The 16,889-nt window shown below is 45.4% G+C and carries 12 protein-coding genes; 1 reads left to right on the forward strand and 11 read right to left on the reverse strand.

Annotation, left to right across the window (positions count from 1 at the left end):
* Window positions 1-10: 10 nt before the first annotated feature.
* From CWO08_RS02865 to CWO08_RS02910, 10 genes are all read right to left on the reverse strand, one after another.
* A complete protein-coding gene (locus CWO08_RS02865; RefSeq protein ID WP_055319602.1) occupies window positions 11-895 on the reverse strand; it encodes an N-acetylglucosamine kinase in 885 nt (294 codons plus the stop codon).
* A 2-nt stretch (window positions 896-897) separates the two neighbouring features.
* Complete coding sequence (locus CWO08_RS02870; protein ID WP_055319601.1) at window positions 898-2,619, reverse strand: glycoside hydrolase family 9 protein; 1,722 nt, start codon at window positions 2,617-2,619, stop codon at window positions 898-900.
* A gap of 99 nt (window positions 2,620-2,718) precedes the next feature.
* Window positions 2,719-3,714, reverse strand: coding sequence for an ABC transporter ATP-binding protein (locus tag CWO08_RS02875; RefSeq protein ID WP_108019823.1), 996 nt, complete (start codon window positions 3,712-3,714; stop codon window positions 2,719-2,721).
* A gap of 87 nt (window positions 3,715-3,801) precedes the next feature.
* Window positions 3,802-4,785 carry an ABC transporter ATP-binding protein gene (locus CWO08_RS02880; RefSeq protein WP_048658172.1) on the reverse strand — a complete coding sequence of 328 codons (984 nt, stop codon included), beginning with the start codon at window positions 4,783-4,785 and terminating at the stop codon, window positions 3,802-3,804.
* 2 nt (window positions 4,786-4,787) lie between these two features.
* Complete coding sequence (locus CWO08_RS02885) at window positions 4,788-5,813, reverse strand: ABC transporter permease (RefSeq protein WP_017056648.1); 1,026 nt, start codon at window positions 5,811-5,813, stop codon at window positions 4,788-4,790.
* A 2-nt stretch (window positions 5,814-5,815) separates the two neighbouring features.
* Complete coding sequence (locus tag CWO08_RS02890) at window positions 5,816-6,802, reverse strand: ABC transporter permease (protein WP_108019825.1); 987 nt, start codon at window positions 6,800-6,802, stop codon at window positions 5,816-5,818.
* A gap of 169 nt (window positions 6,803-6,971) precedes the next feature.
* On the reverse strand, window positions 6,972-8,654 hold the full coding sequence (locus CWO08_RS02895) for an ABC transporter substrate-binding protein (RefSeq protein ID WP_017056650.1): 1,683 nt from the start codon (window positions 8,652-8,654) through the stop codon (window positions 6,972-6,974).
* A 712-nt stretch (window positions 8,655-9,366) separates the two neighbouring features.
* The gene (locus tag CWO08_RS02900) at window positions 9,367-12,756 is read right to left on the reverse strand and encodes a response regulator (RefSeq protein ID WP_055319598.1); all 3,390 of its coding nucleotides are present in this window, start codon (window positions 12,754-12,756) and stop codon (window positions 9,367-9,369) included.
* Between the two features lie 216 nt (window positions 12,757-12,972).
* Complete coding sequence (gene rsmC, locus CWO08_RS02905) at window positions 12,973-13,995, reverse strand: 16S rRNA (guanine(1207)-N(2))-methyltransferase RsmC (RefSeq protein WP_108019827.1); 1,023 nt, start codon at window positions 13,993-13,995, stop codon at window positions 12,973-12,975.
* A 110-nt stretch (window positions 13,996-14,105) separates the two neighbouring features.
* Window positions 14,106-15,191: an AI-2E family transporter gene (locus tag CWO08_RS02910; RefSeq protein ID WP_108019828.1), complete on the reverse strand. Its 1,086-nt coding sequence runs from the start codon at window positions 15,189-15,191 to the stop codon at window positions 14,106-14,108.
* Window positions 15,192-15,267: 76 nt separating this feature from the next.
* On the opposite strand from CWO08_RS02910, the gene CWO08_RS24155 reads away from it, so the two are divergent.
* Window positions 15,268-15,393: a hypothetical protein gene (locus CWO08_RS24155; protein WP_048658168.1), complete on the forward strand. Its 126-nt coding sequence runs from the start codon at window positions 15,268-15,270 to the stop codon at window positions 15,391-15,393.
* 141 nt (window positions 15,394-15,534) lie between these two features.
* Here CWO08_RS24155 and hemL read toward each other — a convergent pair whose 3' ends face one another.
* A complete protein-coding gene (hemL, locus tag CWO08_RS02915) occupies window positions 15,535-16,830 on the reverse strand; it encodes a glutamate-1-semialdehyde 2,1-aminomutase (protein ID WP_048605689.1) in 1,296 nt (431 codons plus the stop codon).
* Window positions 16,831-16,889 lie beyond the last annotated feature (59 nt).

A 16,889-nucleotide genomic window follows, 5' to 3' on the forward strand; every position in this document is an offset into this window, starting at 1 on the left:
AACTTCCCTGCTAAGCCTGTTGATACAAGTTGTGTTGTGGTTTACCGGCAAACATCAATGCGCCTTCGATAGCGTCGAATTGAGGTTTAACGATCCATTGCTGTACTGGTGGTGATAGCCAGTTGAGAATTCGCTCTGCGATACTTCCCATCAGGCATACCTTGTCCGCACCTTTGTGATGCAGTGCTAGTACAAACATTTCGATATCAGCGGCGGTTTGCTTGAGCATCTCGATAGCCAGTTCGTCACCTTCATTAGCGAGTTGAAAAATAACAGGTGAGAATTGACCGTAATCCTTTGGAATCGCGCCTTTTGACCACTCTACAATGGCATCGACATCATTATTAAAGTGATTCATAACATGCTGAGTCAGTGGGGTTTTACTACGAATTCCATCTTCTGCAAGCAGGACTTGTTGAATCAAACGTAAGCCCATAACAGCGCCGCCGCCTTGATCGGATATCGGGAATTCACGACCGCCAACCACATGTTGTTCACCGTCTTTTAGGTAAATACCGCAAGAACCCGTACCGCCAATCATGATGGCACCGTTATGGCCATTGTGAGCCCCAATGCATGCACCATAAGCGTCGGTATTTAACGTCATGCTAGCGAAAGGGTGTGCTTGTGCCATGAAGTCGAACCATGCTGATTTCTGCTCGGCACCAGCCAGTGCAAGGCCGACATGCATATTGGAAAAATGATTAAAGTCGAGTTGCCCTTGCTGAGCTGCTTGAGTAATCGCATCGACAATTGAGCTCATCGCAACATCAACACCCAAAAGGATATTAGCGCTGCCGCTTTTCGCTTCACCAATGAGTGTGCCTTGGTCATCACGAATACGAGCACGACAAGAAGTGCCGCCACCATCAATACCTACGTAGTAAAGAGTCATGATTATTGCTCCTTACGTTGTGCTAGGAAATTGAACTGCGCAGCGGTTGCCAATAGGAACCAAGCGCCGTGAGGGATCCATTGTTCGCCCCAGCGCCAGTTTTGAAGCATGTCATCTTTTTGTGCTGGTGGATTAAACGCAATGTCTTGATCATCTTCAAAGCCAGCGGTGATACCGTTACAGATACCGCCTTTGGCATTGAAAAAACCAAGCTGAGGTAAGTAGTCAGGGTTGTTATGACCGTGACCATCAAGCATGCACATGTGGTATGGATTGAGACCTAAAATCCAGTCGAGGCTGTTCTGTGAAAGTTGGATTAAACGCTTTTGCAGTTCGCTGTCTTGAATGTGTGGCTGAACTAAATACGCCATGGTTGCGAGTGAGCCAAGACGTGCGTTCTCGCCTTGCCACCAGTAGCCTGTTTCGTTTTTCTGAGCGACGAAGAAAGCATCGCGCTTATCACCATCAACATTTTTAACGTACTGTCTTGGGTAGCCAAATGGGTTGGTTACTTTATCGGTGATGTTGATTTCGAACTGACATGCTTGTTCAACAACAATGCGAGCTTGTTCTTTGAGCTCCGTATCGGTTTCATTGTTGATGTACTCACACAAAGCAATTACTGGAAGGCCAGCTTCAGCTGCATGAAAGTATGGGCGAGAGCCATCAGAGTTTGCTGACCAGAAGTGCTCAAATAAATCATCTGACTGTTGGCGAGAGATTAAACGAGTCGCCCAAGTTCTTGCTTCTGAAAGGTATTGTTCGTCTTGTGTTACTCGATACAGCTCATTGGCTGCGAGTAGGGCGCAATACTCATCGATGATGTTCTCTTCACCATCGTTTAGGTATTGGAGGTTGTACTCTTTAAGATGCCAGTAACCTTTGGTCGCGGTATCAAGATAGGTTTGGCTAGAGTAGCTACCTGAAACCTCAAGTTCAGAAGCCACAGCGAGTGCCGCAATAGCAACACCTGCACCTTGTCGGTAGCCTGCTTGTAAGTCTGTTGATTTATGACCTTCTTGAGTCGCATAAGCACAGATATCGCGCTGGTTGATATCTTTACTCCACTTGTCGAATACTGTCATGTAGAAGTATCCAGCCGCGTCTTGCATACGTACTAAGAAATCAGCACCGAATAGCGCTTCTTCTGTTAGGCGAGTCATGGAGAATTTAGGGAAGTCTGGATTGTCACTGGTTAAGCGCACGCTTTTGAGCATGTTCCAAACAACCATCGGAATCTGTTGTGGATTGAGGTAGTTGCCGTAAGACAAGTGGCTAAAGTACTTGCTTACATCACCTGATGCGTCGTACCAGCCACCGTGGACATCGACGTATCTGTCGGTGCCAAGAATTTGTGCTTGTCGATCTTTCTTGTCAAAAGTGCCGCCACAACGTTGAGACTTAAAGTAATGAAGCACATCAGAAAAGGTGTGGTTCATTAATAGGTTGCTACCAATCTCGAAAACTTCTGAGCGTAGGTTATCAAAACGCAGGTAGTAGCGACCAGATTCAGTGGCTGAACTGAAATCAATAGTGAAGAATTGCCCTTGATGCCAATTTGCTACGCGGCCTTGTTTAACCACATCAAAACTTCCGACAGTCATATGGTTGTCAGCACAGACGAGTAGAGCCGTTGTGCTAGATAGGCGAGCTTTCTTAGTTTGTAATATAGCTTGCTTGGGGCCTGTGGACTCATACCCAATATGGTTGGTCAATAACAGCATCAATATTCTCCGACAGTCCTAGTTTCTATTGGCTAGGTACTTGAATTTTTTTGGATATAAATAGTTAGGGCCCGCAGACCCTAACTTGGGTTTTTATGCTTAGCTTTCGTGTAGGTAACAGCGTACAAAGTGGTTATCAGCTAGCTGTGTAACCCCTGGTAGCTGCTCTTTACACTTGTCCATCACATGAGTACAACGGCCTGCAAATGGGCAGCCTGCTGATACTGGTGTCCAAAGAGGAATCTCACCTTTGTTGCCAGCAAGTTGCTCGTGGATCGATTTCTTAGGATCTGGAACGGCAGAAACCAGCAGTTGAGTGTAAGGGTGTTGAGGGTTAGCAATAACGTCGTCGGTATCGCCCCATTCCACCATGTGACCGACGTACATCACTGAAAGATCCTCAGCAATATAACGAGCAGTTGCGATGTCGTGAGTGATGTAAAGCAGTGACATTTGCTTCTCAAACTTCATCTCTTCCATCAGGTTTAAAACACCCGCACGAATTGAAACGTCTAGCATTGATGTTGGTTCATCGGCCAGAACAACTTCAGCACCAACTGCGATGTTACGTGCTAGATTGACACGTTGACGTTGGCCGCCAGACAGTTGGTGAGGGTATTTCTTCGCCGTCTCTTTTGGCGGAATGAGACCAACTTGCTCTAAAAGATCGTAAACGCGTTCTTCTAGTTCTCTTTTATTGCCCGGAGATACTTTCTTGTGGATTAACAACGGTCGAGCAATGTGGTGGAAGATATTGTGCGTTGGGTTCAGTGAACCAAACGGGTCTTGCCATACCATCTGCACGCCTTCACGGTAGTGCATAAGATCTTTTCTGCTTGAGATCTCTTGGATATCACGGCCTTTGTATTCTATCGTGCCGCCCGAAGGCGCGTACATTTTTGCGATCATCTTTGCCGTTGTTGATTTGCCTGAACCAGACTCACCAACCACCGCTAAGCCGCGACTTTTATACATCTTGAATGACACGTCGTTAATCGCACGCATCATTGGGGTTTGAATGGTGGTACTGCTTATTGGGAAGTCTTTTACGACATTTTTGCCTTCTACCAATAATTGACCGAAATCTTTGCTCATAATTGTCTCCAGAATCCTTATTCGCTTTGCTTGTTTTTAGGCGGACGGGCCGCCTTGTTCGTTATTCACGCCAAGTTAGCGTGCAAGCTATAGCTTCCTTTGTACTATTGGGTCACCGTACAGGTGGCAGTTAGACAAATGTCCCGGGTCGATAGAACGCAGCTTGGTTGGCACCTTGGTACACGTTTCATGTACACGGTCACAACGAGCTTGGAAACGACACCCTTCAGGGATCTCTAACAGGTTCAGAGGGTTACCTGGAATACCTGCTAACTTTGTCTTTGGCCCTGTCAGTGGAGGGAAAGAACTTCCCAGCCCTTTGGTGTAAGGGTGGTAAGGGTTTTCTAGGATATCTTGAGAGTTAGCCACCTCGATTAGCTCACCTGAGTACATGATGCCGATGCGGTCAGAGAACTCGACCATCAATGACAAGTCATGGGTGATGAACAGAATAGAGAAGCCAAACTCTTCTTTCAGTGCATAGATCTTTTGTAGGATTTCGCGTTGCACAACCACATCAAGTGCGGTTGTCGGTTCATCCATAATGATCAGCTTTGGATTCAGTGCTAACGCGATAGCAATAACCAAGCGCTGACGCATGCCGCCAGAGAATTGGTGAGGGTAGTCACTCAATCGGCTCGGGTGAATATCTACAATTTCAAGTAGACCTTCAGCACGTTGTTTAGCTTGCTCACGAGTCATGTTGGTGTGACGCATAATTACGTCACAAAACTGCTCTTCCATCGGTAGTACTGGGTTGAGTGCGTTCATCGCACTCTGGAATACCATCGACATTTCGCTCCAACGGAACGCTTGCATACGGTCATCACTGTATTCAAGGATGTTCTCACCGTTGAAGATAACCTCACCACCACTGATGTAAGCGGGCGGCTTATGAAGACGCATCAGAGAGAAAGCGACCGTTGATTTACCACAGCCAGATTCACCAGCTAGGCCGAATACTTCACCTGGAGCGATGTCGAAGCTTACGTTGTTACACGCACGAACATCGCCAGACTCTGTGATGTAATCCACGCATAAGTTGCGGATAGAAATTAGTGGTTCAGACATGATTATTTATCTCCGCTCCAAAGTGCATTTTGTGGTGGTAGTTCTGGTTCACGTTCTTCTTTGTCTTGTGCTGCTAGTTTCTTCCAACGCTTCATGCCTTTGTGAGAACGCAGTTGCGGGTTAGCAATTTCATCGACAGCGAAGTTAAGTAGAGCAAGACCAGTTACAAGTAGTGTCAGTGCGATACACGGAGCCAACAGTTCCCACCAAGCGCCAATCAGCATTGATGAAGAGGTTTGAACGTTGTAAAGCATGATGCCCCAGCTGATTGTGTTCGGGTCACCAAGACCTAGGAACGAGATCGTTGCTTCCATCATGATTGCGTACATCACCGAACCGATGAAGCTTGCGCCAACGATAGAGATAAGGTTTGGCAGAATCTCTACGAAGATGATGCGGAATGAAGATTCACCCAAAACTTCAGCGGCTTTTACAAACTCTTTTTCACGCAGTGCCAAGGTCTGGGAGCGAACAACACGAGCGCCCCAAGCCCAGGACATAAAGCCGATAACCAAGGTTATGGTGAGTGGCCCTGCCTCACCGATAAAGGCTGCTACTACGAACAATAATGGGTATTGAGGGATTACCAGCATGATGTTCATTGCGGCTGTTAGAACGTCATCGACACGGCCACCGAAGTAACCTGCAGAAACACCAATAACAGTTGCGAGTAAACATACGGTTAGACCCGCACCAAAACCTACAGCAAGAGACACGCGTGCGCCGTATACCACTTGAGACCAAACGTCACGACCCATACGAGTTGTACCTAGTACGTGGTCTGCCTTTTTAGACATGATCAATGTACGGCGGTCGTCTGCTAGGTTTTGAGCAACCCAGCCATCAGGGTTAGTTTGTGCAGACTTCACCACGAAACCAGGGTATTCGTGTGGGTTACCTGTACGCTTGTCTGGTACATGTTTGGTGATTAATGGAGCTGCAATAGCGCCAAGAATAAAAATACTTAGGATGATGACGCCTGTTAGGGCCATCGGGTTACGCCAAATGAGTTTTAGAAAGTCTTTCATGATTATTTACCACCCTTACGAAGACGAGGGTCAAGAACAACGTAAAGCATGTCTGCAACTAGGTTAAAGAACAGCATGAATAGCGTCATGATAAGCAGCTGACCTTGCAGTACTTGGTAGTCACGAGCGTTAATTGCGTTGAAAAGTACGCTACCAAGACCTGGATAGTTAAAGATGATTTCGATAATTAACTGACCACCGATTGCCATACCTAGCGACATTGAAAGGGCTGTCACACTTGGTAGCATCGCGTTACGAGCTGCGTAGTTGAATACCACTCGGTTTTCGCTAAGGCCTTTGCCTTTCGCCATGGTGATGTAGTCTTCGGCTAGTAGGTTGATCATGTTGTTACGCATGTTTACTAGGAAGCCACCAATTTGAACAACAGAAGCACAGAACAATGGTAAGAAGGCGTGGTAAGCGACATCCTTAATGAATGCCCAGCTTGTCCAATCAGGCATGGTACCTGCGGTGTAGGCATAACCGGTTGGGAACCACTTCAAGCCAATTGCAAAGGTAAATAGTGCAATCATCGCGATAACAACTTGAGGAACAGCTTGTAGAATCAGCATCCCTGGCGTTACGAAGGCATCGTATTTACTGCCGCGTTTCCACGCTGCGAAAATACCTAGGATTGAACCAATCGAGAAAGAAAGAATAACTGCGGTGCCGGCTAAGAAAAGCGACCAACCGAATGCTCCACCCAACAGTGTGTTTACAGAAAGTGGGTAGAATTGAATTGATGTACCAAGCTCCCAGCTAAGAATGTTCTGCATGTACGCTACGTATTGAACCAGTAGGCCACCATCAACAAAGCCTAATAGTTCTTTCATTGCAGCAATACGCTCTGGAGTAACTTGTACAGAAGCGTTCGCAAACATCATGGTAACGGGGTCACCAGGCATTGCTCTTGGAATAATAAAGTTTAACGTCGCAGCAACTAATAGCGCGACAAAATAAAATGACAAACGTCTTAAAAAATAACCCATAACTCACACCTTACTCACCCAGATTGTTTCCCTGTTTCTGGATTCAGGTCGCTCCTAGCGAAATTTGGAACGAAAAATCCCCTGACGACTAGCGCCATACTTTCAATTGAGAGTGTGGGGATTTTTATAAGCGGCGTAAGAGGTTACGCCGCAAGGATTGAACGATTACTTATTTAACTGGTTTTAGGTCCAGTACATGAAGTAGACGCTCTGGAATACCAGCCCAAATGTTTGGACGGCCTTTTGGATTTTCTTCGTTCCACCAACCAGTGAAGCGAGTTGTGTTGTATTGGTACATGTAAGCACCAGACATCACAGGGATTGTCACTTGGTCTGCAGCGATGATTTGCTGGATACCGTGTGCAATGTCTAGCTGTTCGTTCTTATCAGCTGTTTTGTAGAAGCTGTTTAGAAGACCATCTAGCTTGTCGTTTTTGTAGAAGTGCATAGCGAAACGAGGCATACCATCACCAGATTGTAGTGATGAGTTGTAAGCACTATTCCAGTACGTGTATGGATCCGCACCGTGGAAGTAGTTTGTGTATGCTACGTCGTATGTACCTTCAAGCATTGCTTGGTTGTAAACAGAGAAGTCAGGTGTACGAGCTTTCGCTTTAATACCGATTTCGTTCAGCTGTTCTACCGCTAGTTGAACTGTGTTGTTGAAGTCAGTCCAACCGTTTGGCGATTGAATCATTAGTTCAAAAGACTTGCCTGATGGAGTGTCAACAAAACCATCTTTGTTTACATCTTTGAAGCCAGCGTCAGCAAGAAGCTTCTTCGCGCCTTCAGCGTTGTATGTGTTGAAGCCTTTGTACTTATCGTGAGTTTTTTCATCAGACCAAGCTTCAAACGCGTAGCCAAGACCCGATGCGAAATCGTTCACAGTACCGCCGCCGTAGAATGCGATGTCGATGATAGTTTGACGGTCAAGAGCCATAGAGAAAGCACGACGGAAATCAACGTTGCTCAATGCTTCATGCTTCGCAGCATCAGGGTGCTTGAAGTTAACGATGAATGCTTGTGTGCCTGCTGGCGGGTACCAGTAGTGGTGTTTAGGGCTAGCTGCTGCGTATGTACGGTCGATATCAGGAACGAAAGAAGACGTCCAGTCCATTTCACTGTTTACAACTTTACCTAGGAATTGGTCGTTGTTCGCAATTTGTGGAACACGTAGACAGTCAACATCTAGGTTGTCAGCATCCCAGTAGTTCGGGTTTGCACACTGGATGTATAGTTGCGCTGTAAACGTATCGATTTCTGTAAATGGACCAGAACCTACCGGATTCTCATTGGTAAACGTTGATGGATCTTTAACGTCTTTCCAGATGTGCTTAGGTACTACAGGTACTTTAGCAATCTCATAAGGTACGTTTGAGTTTGCTTCTGTTAGGGTGAACTTAACTTGGTTGTCGTTCAGTTTTTCTACAGAAGTTACCCAAGAGTTGATACCAGATTGGTCAAGCTCTGGCTTCTCTTTTACAAGGTTGAAAGAAAAAACAACATCATCAGCAGAGAAAGTTTCTCCGTCAGACCATTTAACACCCTTACGAATGTCGAAAACAACGCTCATCAGATCATCTGACATCTTGAAGTTTTCAGCTAGACGGAACACTGGAGTGTTACCGTGCATTTCGTTAAATACTACTAGCGGCTCATACATGAAGTCAGTTGTAGTATGTAGGTTAGTAGCACCAAGGTACGGGTTAAAGTTACGTACGAATGTAGTGTACTCTTTCGGGTGAACGGTCAGTTCACTGCGTTCTGCAGCTGTTGCTACTGATGCAAAACCTGTTGTAGCAGTTGCAATAATTGCTGTTGCTATTGCTGTTTTTTTTATATTGGCAAGCATAGCTGTTCCTTACTATTTGCTTTCATTTCACTAATGGATTGAATGTTATCTGTCGCTAAATTGTTTAGTAGATACACATTCTGGTTAAAGGCCTACCTCTTCTTCGTTGCTCCAGATTCATCGTTGATTCTGAGAAGTGGTAAGAGTGGCCTGTAGGCCTTTGGCAGGAGTAAGAAAACACCTTATCGATGAATTAATCAAACTCGTTTCCCGTCAAAAACGTTAAAATTAGATAATCCCACGTCATTAACGTCAAAATGGGTTGCTTTGGTGGTTTTTTGTGCGTAATTGTTAAGGTGATGTGACTCGCATTTGGTTTTGTGGTAATTGCTGATTGTAAGTGGTCACTAACTTTAAAGGCTTTTTATTATAATGCTTTACCATGCGTTGGTATAATTGTAGATCTCGGTCACTTACCAGTTTTACGTTAAATTTCCCTAGAAAATTAAATCTGCCGTTCTGTTGTGACTCGCTTCTCAAACTGCAACAAAGAGTCGGAGGAATGTGAAATTCAGCCAAGAATAGGACTCAAAATAGCGATTGGATTGGTGATTGTTTAAGCTTGAGTAACGTGTCATTTTGCTTGTTTAAAGCAGTGAAAAAAGTGTATTTGGATTGACGATATTGTGCTTTGAGTGAGAAAAGTACGTACAAAAAAAGCCCACGCTAGGTGGGCTCCATTACTCTAAGTATCGTGATGTTGGTTCAGGGATTAACTGGTCAGTAGTTTCTGCAGCTTATCTCTTAGCATCTCAATATGCGTCCTTTCTGGCGTCTGTTCTTTACAGTGTTCCAGTATGAATTCGATTGAGCTCAGTACCGTTCGCCAGCGAGGCGTTTTCGGTAGCGTTTCTACGCGTAGATATTTGTCTAGCGTTCGCGTTTGTAGCGTACTGCGGTCTAAGTAGACCCGCCACAAACCACTTTTCTCTGCGAAAGCAAACTTGGTTTCACCAGTCACCGATTCCCAGTAGATGATGGCATTCGTCATCGCATCGACCAGCACCTCGCGCATCAACTCTTGCTTGTTTTTACCTTCACCGGTTGCCTTGTCAGCAAGACGAGTAAATTCTCCGCCAAGCTCTTTCAGTTGCTGCAACTTATCTTTGTCGCCTTCAAAGGCATAACTAGAGAGAGCCTCAACCGCTGTTTCAAGGTTATTGATTCGGTTGGAGTTAACACCACCACCTACATTGAAGATATACATGGTGTCGAGCCCTGAACCTTCAGGCAGCTTAAGGATGTCACTTGGTATGCGCTGACGTGTGTCATCTATATAGATATCAATGTCACCGCAGTAGTGGGCTTGTTCTACCTTGAGGTATTTAGGCGCAATGATCTCGTCGGCCATAGAGCGCTTAAGTTGTTCCTGTCCGCGTCTGAATAGTTTTGCCGCCGCTTCGTTGGCAAAGCGAATACGTTGGTCATCACGAATACAGATGATGGCTTCAGGTGCCGATTCTAGTTGCTCTAATAAGCGCCCTTGAGTTTCTAACAAGTTAGCTTCAACCATAGCTCTGTGTTTGAGCTCGAGTTGCAGTTGGTCATTTTCAAGGCGTCTCTGTTCGGCTTTACTTGCTGATAGATGCGCTGTAATTCGAGCCGCCAGTTCTTGTTTGTTGAACGGTTTAGACAAGTAGTCATTGGCACCTGCTTCGAAACCTCGAACACGGTCTTCTGCCTGGTTGAGTGCCGTTAGCATGATGATTGGCAATTGAGCATGATCATATTGCTTTCTCAGAGCTTCACAAACCTGATAGCCGCTCATACCTGGCATCATGATATCGAGCAGAAGCAGCTCTGGCTTCTCTTTTTCAATCAGTTCAATGGTTTCCGGACCGTCACATGCAGTACGTACTCGATAACCTTCTAACTTCAAGAAGCTGTCTAATACTCGCAGGTTAACCGGCTCATCATCGGCGATAACCAGTAACGGGCCATCTGGGTTTTCACTGATAACACTGTTTTCTTGTTGGCTGTTATCTATTAAATCGGGCGCTTGGAAGTGCGAGTAATGACCAGATTCGTTGTAACTGTCCAGCTCATCTTGAGTAGCTAGGGGCAGGGTAAAGCTAAACGTAGTGCCAAGCATTGGTTGGCTACTTACGTACAGTGAACCGCCCATTAGCTCGATCAACTGACGACTGATCGATAATCCAAGCCCTGCACCTTGGCGGTAGTTACTCGCATCTTGGCCTGCTTGAATCAATGGTTCAAAGATGTGCTCAAGGTACTCGGCCGGTATACCTTGGCCTGTATCGACAACTTGTACACGAATGTTGTCATCGATAACGCTGGCAGAGATAACAATCTTACCTTCAGAGGTGTACTTGATGGCATTGCCAACTAAGTTATACATCACTTGCTCAAGTCGTTGAGGATCCGATGAGACTAGCCCTAAATCACTTGGGACTTGGTTAATGATGCGGATTGGTTTATTGCCCAATAGATGATGAGATAACTCTAGGACCAAGCTGGTGGCTGCAGATAAATCAACAGCTGATTTCTTAATGTCTAAGCTGCCATAGCGCATCTTGTGATAATCAAGCAGATCATCAACCAAGGTTGCTAATCGCTGACCGCTATTGATGATGATATCCAACTGATACTTCTGGTTAGCAGGGATGGGGCCATTCGCACCGGATATCAGCGCTTCAGCAATACCCACCATGCCATGCAGTGGTGTTCTCAATTCGTGTGAAGTAGTAGCTAGGAACTCATCTTTAAGTTTGTTCGCCAGTTGCAACTCTTCGTTTTGCTTTTGAATTGTCTTAAGGTTGTCTTCAAGTTCATCGTTTTGGTTTTTGATGAGCTGCATTTTTTCGCGAATCGAGCGCTGCATTCTCTCGAAGCTCACCGCGAGCCGGCCTATTTCATCTTTGCGCTCGGTATTGATCATGGTTTCATCGAGATCACCCGCAGATACTTTCTCGGCAGCCCACGTCAGTTTGAGTAGTGGGGATGTGATGAAGTTAGACAGATAGTGCGATGCAACGACTACCAGAATGATCGCCGTTAGCATCACGATCACGAAGATCTTTTCTAACTGATGAATACGAGCAAACGCCTCTTTTTCTGGCAGCTCTACGACAAGAGCCCATGTTGCGTATTTCAGCTCAATTGGTGTATATGCTGCGATGATCGCTTGATCTAGGGTGTTGTCGAAGGTGCCAACCGCTGTTTCGCCAGCCAATGCTTTATCGACAACATCTAAGCTCAAGTTGATAGATTCTTGTGAATGAGCAAGGCTACGCGGCAGGTGATCATCACCTACAAGCAGTGTTTGAATATTCGAACTCTTGTTGAGATCCGCAATCAGCTTAGTAATGCCGTTGATAGGTAATCTAAACATCGCGTAACTGTGTAGGTAGCCCTGTTGAACGATAGGTGCACCTAGCCATGCGGTCTGTTTACCGTTCTCGTCTTTAAAGTCCGAGACAATAACAGGCGTGTAATCCTCATTAGACTTACGGCGATCGGTGACATCTTTAGCGAGCCGTTGAAAGGTAACGCCTAGGTTTGAATCTTTGTATTTACCTGTCAGCAAGTTAGTGCCGTAATCGTCATTTTTAAAGACGGAGTAAGCAACGTTACCGTTGATATCAACCAATAGAATATCGTCAAAATCGGAGCGTTTAAGCAACTCTAGGTAAGCGTTATGGTAGCGCTTGTGCAGTAGGCGGTAACGCTCACTGCCAATGAAGCTACTGGATTCAGGAAGAATCGATGTTTTGATTTGATCGCCCGATCCTTGAATGTAGCGTTGCTGCGCATTACTGCGTGCTTCGTCAATATCTAACCCTAGACGTTGGAATGCATTGATCAAACCATAGAATCGGCCGCCACTGGCATTGGCTAGTTCAGAGCGAACAAAGCCCATCACTTGGGATTCTTGAGCTTGTAGGTAGTCGACAATCTGTTGCTGCTTAGTATCACGGACTGAAACAAGGTGTGAGGTGCTTTGTTCCTGAAGGTCCTGACTGTGCGATTGAAGGAAAAAGATCGCGATAAGTGTCACTGGGGTAATACTGAGGACAAGAAATGCCAGCATTAGGGTGTTTTGAAGGCGCTTAAACTTCTGCTTACGATAAAATCTAAACATAAATTGGGTACTACTTTCCTTTGATGTACTGCTAAAAGGGGCTAAAACAAGTACAGAGAATAGAATTAATGGTTTCCAATTTAACGAAATTAACGAGTTTTTTTACTTTGACAAGTAAGTGGTATTTAAAGCGTGTGCAAAAGCTCACTTTTATAGAGTTTTGATAAAAATATGAACAGAAAGCGCAGATGATGACCCTGCGCTGTGCTAGAGATGCTACTTACTTGCGTGGTAGATCGCGAATTTGGTGGTCTTATTTAGAGTCGCGCATTTTCCAAACGCTTGCTCAATAATTGGGATGTATTTTAAGAAACTGTTCGCAACAATAATCATCTCACCAGAGCGCTTCAAATGCTTAGGGGCCTGAGCAAGTAAGGCCTCAGTCGCGCTGTAGCTAGTGTCTAAACCTGAATGGAATGGTGGGTTACTGATGATGAATTGGTAGTCTTGTGCTGTATCAGAATAGACATCTGACGCGAAGACTTTACCTGTTAAACTATTTGCTTTCAGTGTGGCTTGGCTTGATGCTACGGCAAATGCACTGATGTCGCACATTTCTAGCTCAATATCTGGGTTACGAGATGCCATTACTGCGCCTAACACGCCAGCACCACAACCGAAGTCCAGTACTTTGCCTTTCAGTTTTGGCAAAGTATCCAGCAGCAGTTGACTACCCACATCGAACTCACCGTGACTGAATACGCCAGGAAGGCTTTTCACAGTAAGTGATTGCTCACCAATGTTCACCGTGTAGGTTTTAAACCAGTCTTGTAAGTTGAAAGCTTGTGGCTGCTCGAAGCATTGACCCCAGTAGAAAGAACAGCGACGCGCTGAATCGTATTTTACGACCTTGCCGTAAGGCGCAAACATCTTCTCAATACTTTTTACGCCAGAGCGGTTTTCACCGACTACGACAATCTCAGTATCTTTACCTAGCTTGGCAAACAGCATTGCCAACAAATACTCAGCTTCTGCCTTGGCTTTCGGCCAGTAGAGCATCACTAAGTCAGCTTTGGTCTCTTCGGTAAACTCAGCACCGTAAAAACGTTGGATGCTGCTATAACCTTCAAGCTGACGGTAGTAGCTGTAGTTTGAAGTAAATACAGTGACTGATTCACAGTGTTTTGCTAATTCAACAGGGAATAAGTCTTCAGCCTCACCGGCAACTAAAACATGTTTGCCTTCAAAGTAGGCAAGTTGGCGCTCAGCAATCTGGCTTGGGGCAATATAAGCTGACATAGGACACTCTATTGAATCGTTAGCAAAAAATGAGGGCGGATTTTCGCATAATCCGCCCAAAGCTTGAAGTGTTTAATACTCGTTCGGCAAGTAAGTGATTGAAGAGCGGTTTAACTCTTGTCTTGCTGATTTAAAAAGTCCTTAAACTCTTCATCGTAAATGTTGAATAGGACGATAGTAATAGCAAAAATCAGTGGGCCGTAGATAAGACCAATCAAGCCAAACAGTTGAATACCACCTAGCAATGAGAAGAAAATCATTAAGGTGTTCATGCCCGCGCTGCCTTGCATTAGAAGCGGACGTAGAAGGTTATCAATTGAGCCCACGATCGCCACACAGTAAACCGTTAGGAAAATTGCCCACGTAGTATCCCCGGTTAGGAATAAGTAGGTCGCGGCTGGGATCCAGATTAGTGCTGTACCGACAACAGGGATGAAAGAGGCGAAGCCCATCATGGTACCCCAGAAGAGCCCAGGGAAACCTGCAATCCACATACCTAAGCCGCCGGCAAAACCTTGCGCAATCGCCGTTAAGAATGAGCCCATAACGGCTGATTTAGAAACTTGCTCAATCTCAGTGAGAAGCTTGTCTTCTTGGCTGCGAGATAGCGGAAGAATGTGACGAACTACACTGATGATTTTGTCGTGATCTCTTAATAAGAAGAACAGAACAAACAACATCAAGAAGAAATCCATCAAGAAGTTGGTCGCATCACCAAGGATTTTTGCGCTGATACCAACAAGTTTAGAACCAAAGCTTGTTGCGAATTCACCGACCTTCTGCGCGATCGCTTTAGGTTCAATATTGTCAAAAGGCAGGTAGTTGTTCACGAACGACAGGGCTTTCACGACCAAAGGGTGTTCGAACAGAGTTTGAATGCCGCCGTGTGTTACCCACTGGTAGGTGTTCTGAGAGAATAAAGAACCTTGCTGCACAATAGCTGCAAACACCGCCAATAAAGGAATCACGATAATAAAGGTTAAGATGACACAAGAAAGCAGGGAGACCACGTTTTCTTTATTCGGTATCTTCTTTTCAAGCCACTCATGGATCGGGAACATTAAAAGTGAAATGATAAAGGCCATCACAATCGAGTTAACGTATGGTTCTATAAGCAGGTAACAAGCATAAGCCGCCGCAAGTAGGGCGATGATGATCACCCAGTGGCTGGAATTGATTTTGATTTTTTCTGACACGGTAATGGTCTCTATATTTGCGTTCTGAGTTTATAATGGCTGCAAAACAGAGAGTTAGCAATGAGGAGTTTTGATTATGGGATGCTGTGATAAAGATAAGAAATGCCAAGACGAACAACAGCAAACAAAAAAAGAGATCCCTTGGTTCAGAATGTTCCTTGGTACGCTGATGTTGTTGGTTTTTCTTTTCTGGGAACGTTAGACGTTTTTCGTCAAGTTTTCGAACAAATTGACGCGTAATATAAGCGGAAATATTCGAGTTTAATTAAGTCGATGCATTAAAAAGGGCTGCGTTAATGCAGCCCTAAATTCAATCGGTTAGCGACTTATAAAGTGCTTTCGATTATTTGCTTTCAGCAGCAATGATCGCAAGAGAGCGGTCAGCAGCTTCTAGTGTCGCATCGAGCTCTTTTGAACCATGAGCAAGAGAAGTAAAGCTTGCTTCGAATGCTGAAGGTGCAAGGTAAACACCGTGATCCAGCATTAGGTGGAAGAAGCGCTTGAAGCGTTCTACATCACACTTAGTTACATCTTCGTAGCACGTCACCGTTTCTTGGTCTGTGAAGAAGAAACCAAACATACCACCAACTTGGTGTACTAGCATCGGGATGCCGTGCTTGTCAGCAAGCTGCTTGAAGCCATTCGCTAGCTGCTTAGTTTTTGAAGCTAGACGCTTTTCGTTGCCTTCTTCACGTAGAAGGTTCAAACATGCGTAGCCAGCAGCCATTGCAACAGGGTTACCTGAAAGCGTACCTGCTTGGTAAACTGGGCCTGTAGGAGCGATGTATTGCATTACTTCTTTACGACCACCAAAAGCACCCACAGGCATACCGCCGCCGATCACTTTACCAAGACACGTTAGGTCTGGCTTGATGTTGTAGTAAGCCTGCGCACAGCCTTCAGCAACGCGGAAACCTGTCATTACTTCATCAAAGATTAGCAATGCACCTTCTTGGTCACAGATTTCACGTAGACCTTCGTGGAAGCCCTCTACTGGTGGGATACAGTTCATGTTGCCCGCAACTGGTTCAACGATGATGCACGAGATCTCGCCTTTGTTTGCTGCGAACAGCTCACGTACTGAATCTAGGTTGTTGAAGGTTGCAGTCAGCGTGTGCTTAGCAAAATCAGCTGGAACGCCTGGTGAGCTTGGCTGACCTAAAGTCAGTGCACCAGAACCGGCTTTTACAAGTAGGCTGTCTGCGTGGCCGTGGTAGCAGCCTTCAAACTTAAGAATTTTATCACGACCAGTGAAGCCACGAGCAAGACGAATCGCACTCATTGTTGCTTCTGTACCTGAGCTAACCATACGTAGCTGTTCCATTGATGGAACCATCTCAGATACAAGCTCAGCCATTTTGATTTCAGTTTCGGTTGGAGCACCGAAGCTAAGGCCGCGTTGAGCTGCTTCAATAACCGCATCACGGATAACAACGTGGTTGTGACCAAGGATCATTGGACCCCAAGAGCCAACGTAATCGATATATGCTTTACCATCAGCATCAAAAATAAGTGGGCCATCAGCGCGTTCAACGAAGATTGGAGAACCACCTACGCCATTGAATGCACGAACTGGAGAGTTTACGCCACCAGGAATAGTTTGCTGTGCTTTTTCGTACAGCTCTGCTGATTTGGTCATTGATATATCCTCTTTTGACTGTCGGACCAATTGGCACGCATTGTACCTATCCCTAATCC

The organism is Vibrio sp. 10N.286.48.B8 (assembly GCF_003050085.1).
In the GTDB taxonomy this organism is placed as follows: Bacteria; Pseudomonadota; Gammaproteobacteria; order Enterobacterales; family Vibrionaceae; genus Vibrio; species Vibrio crassostreae.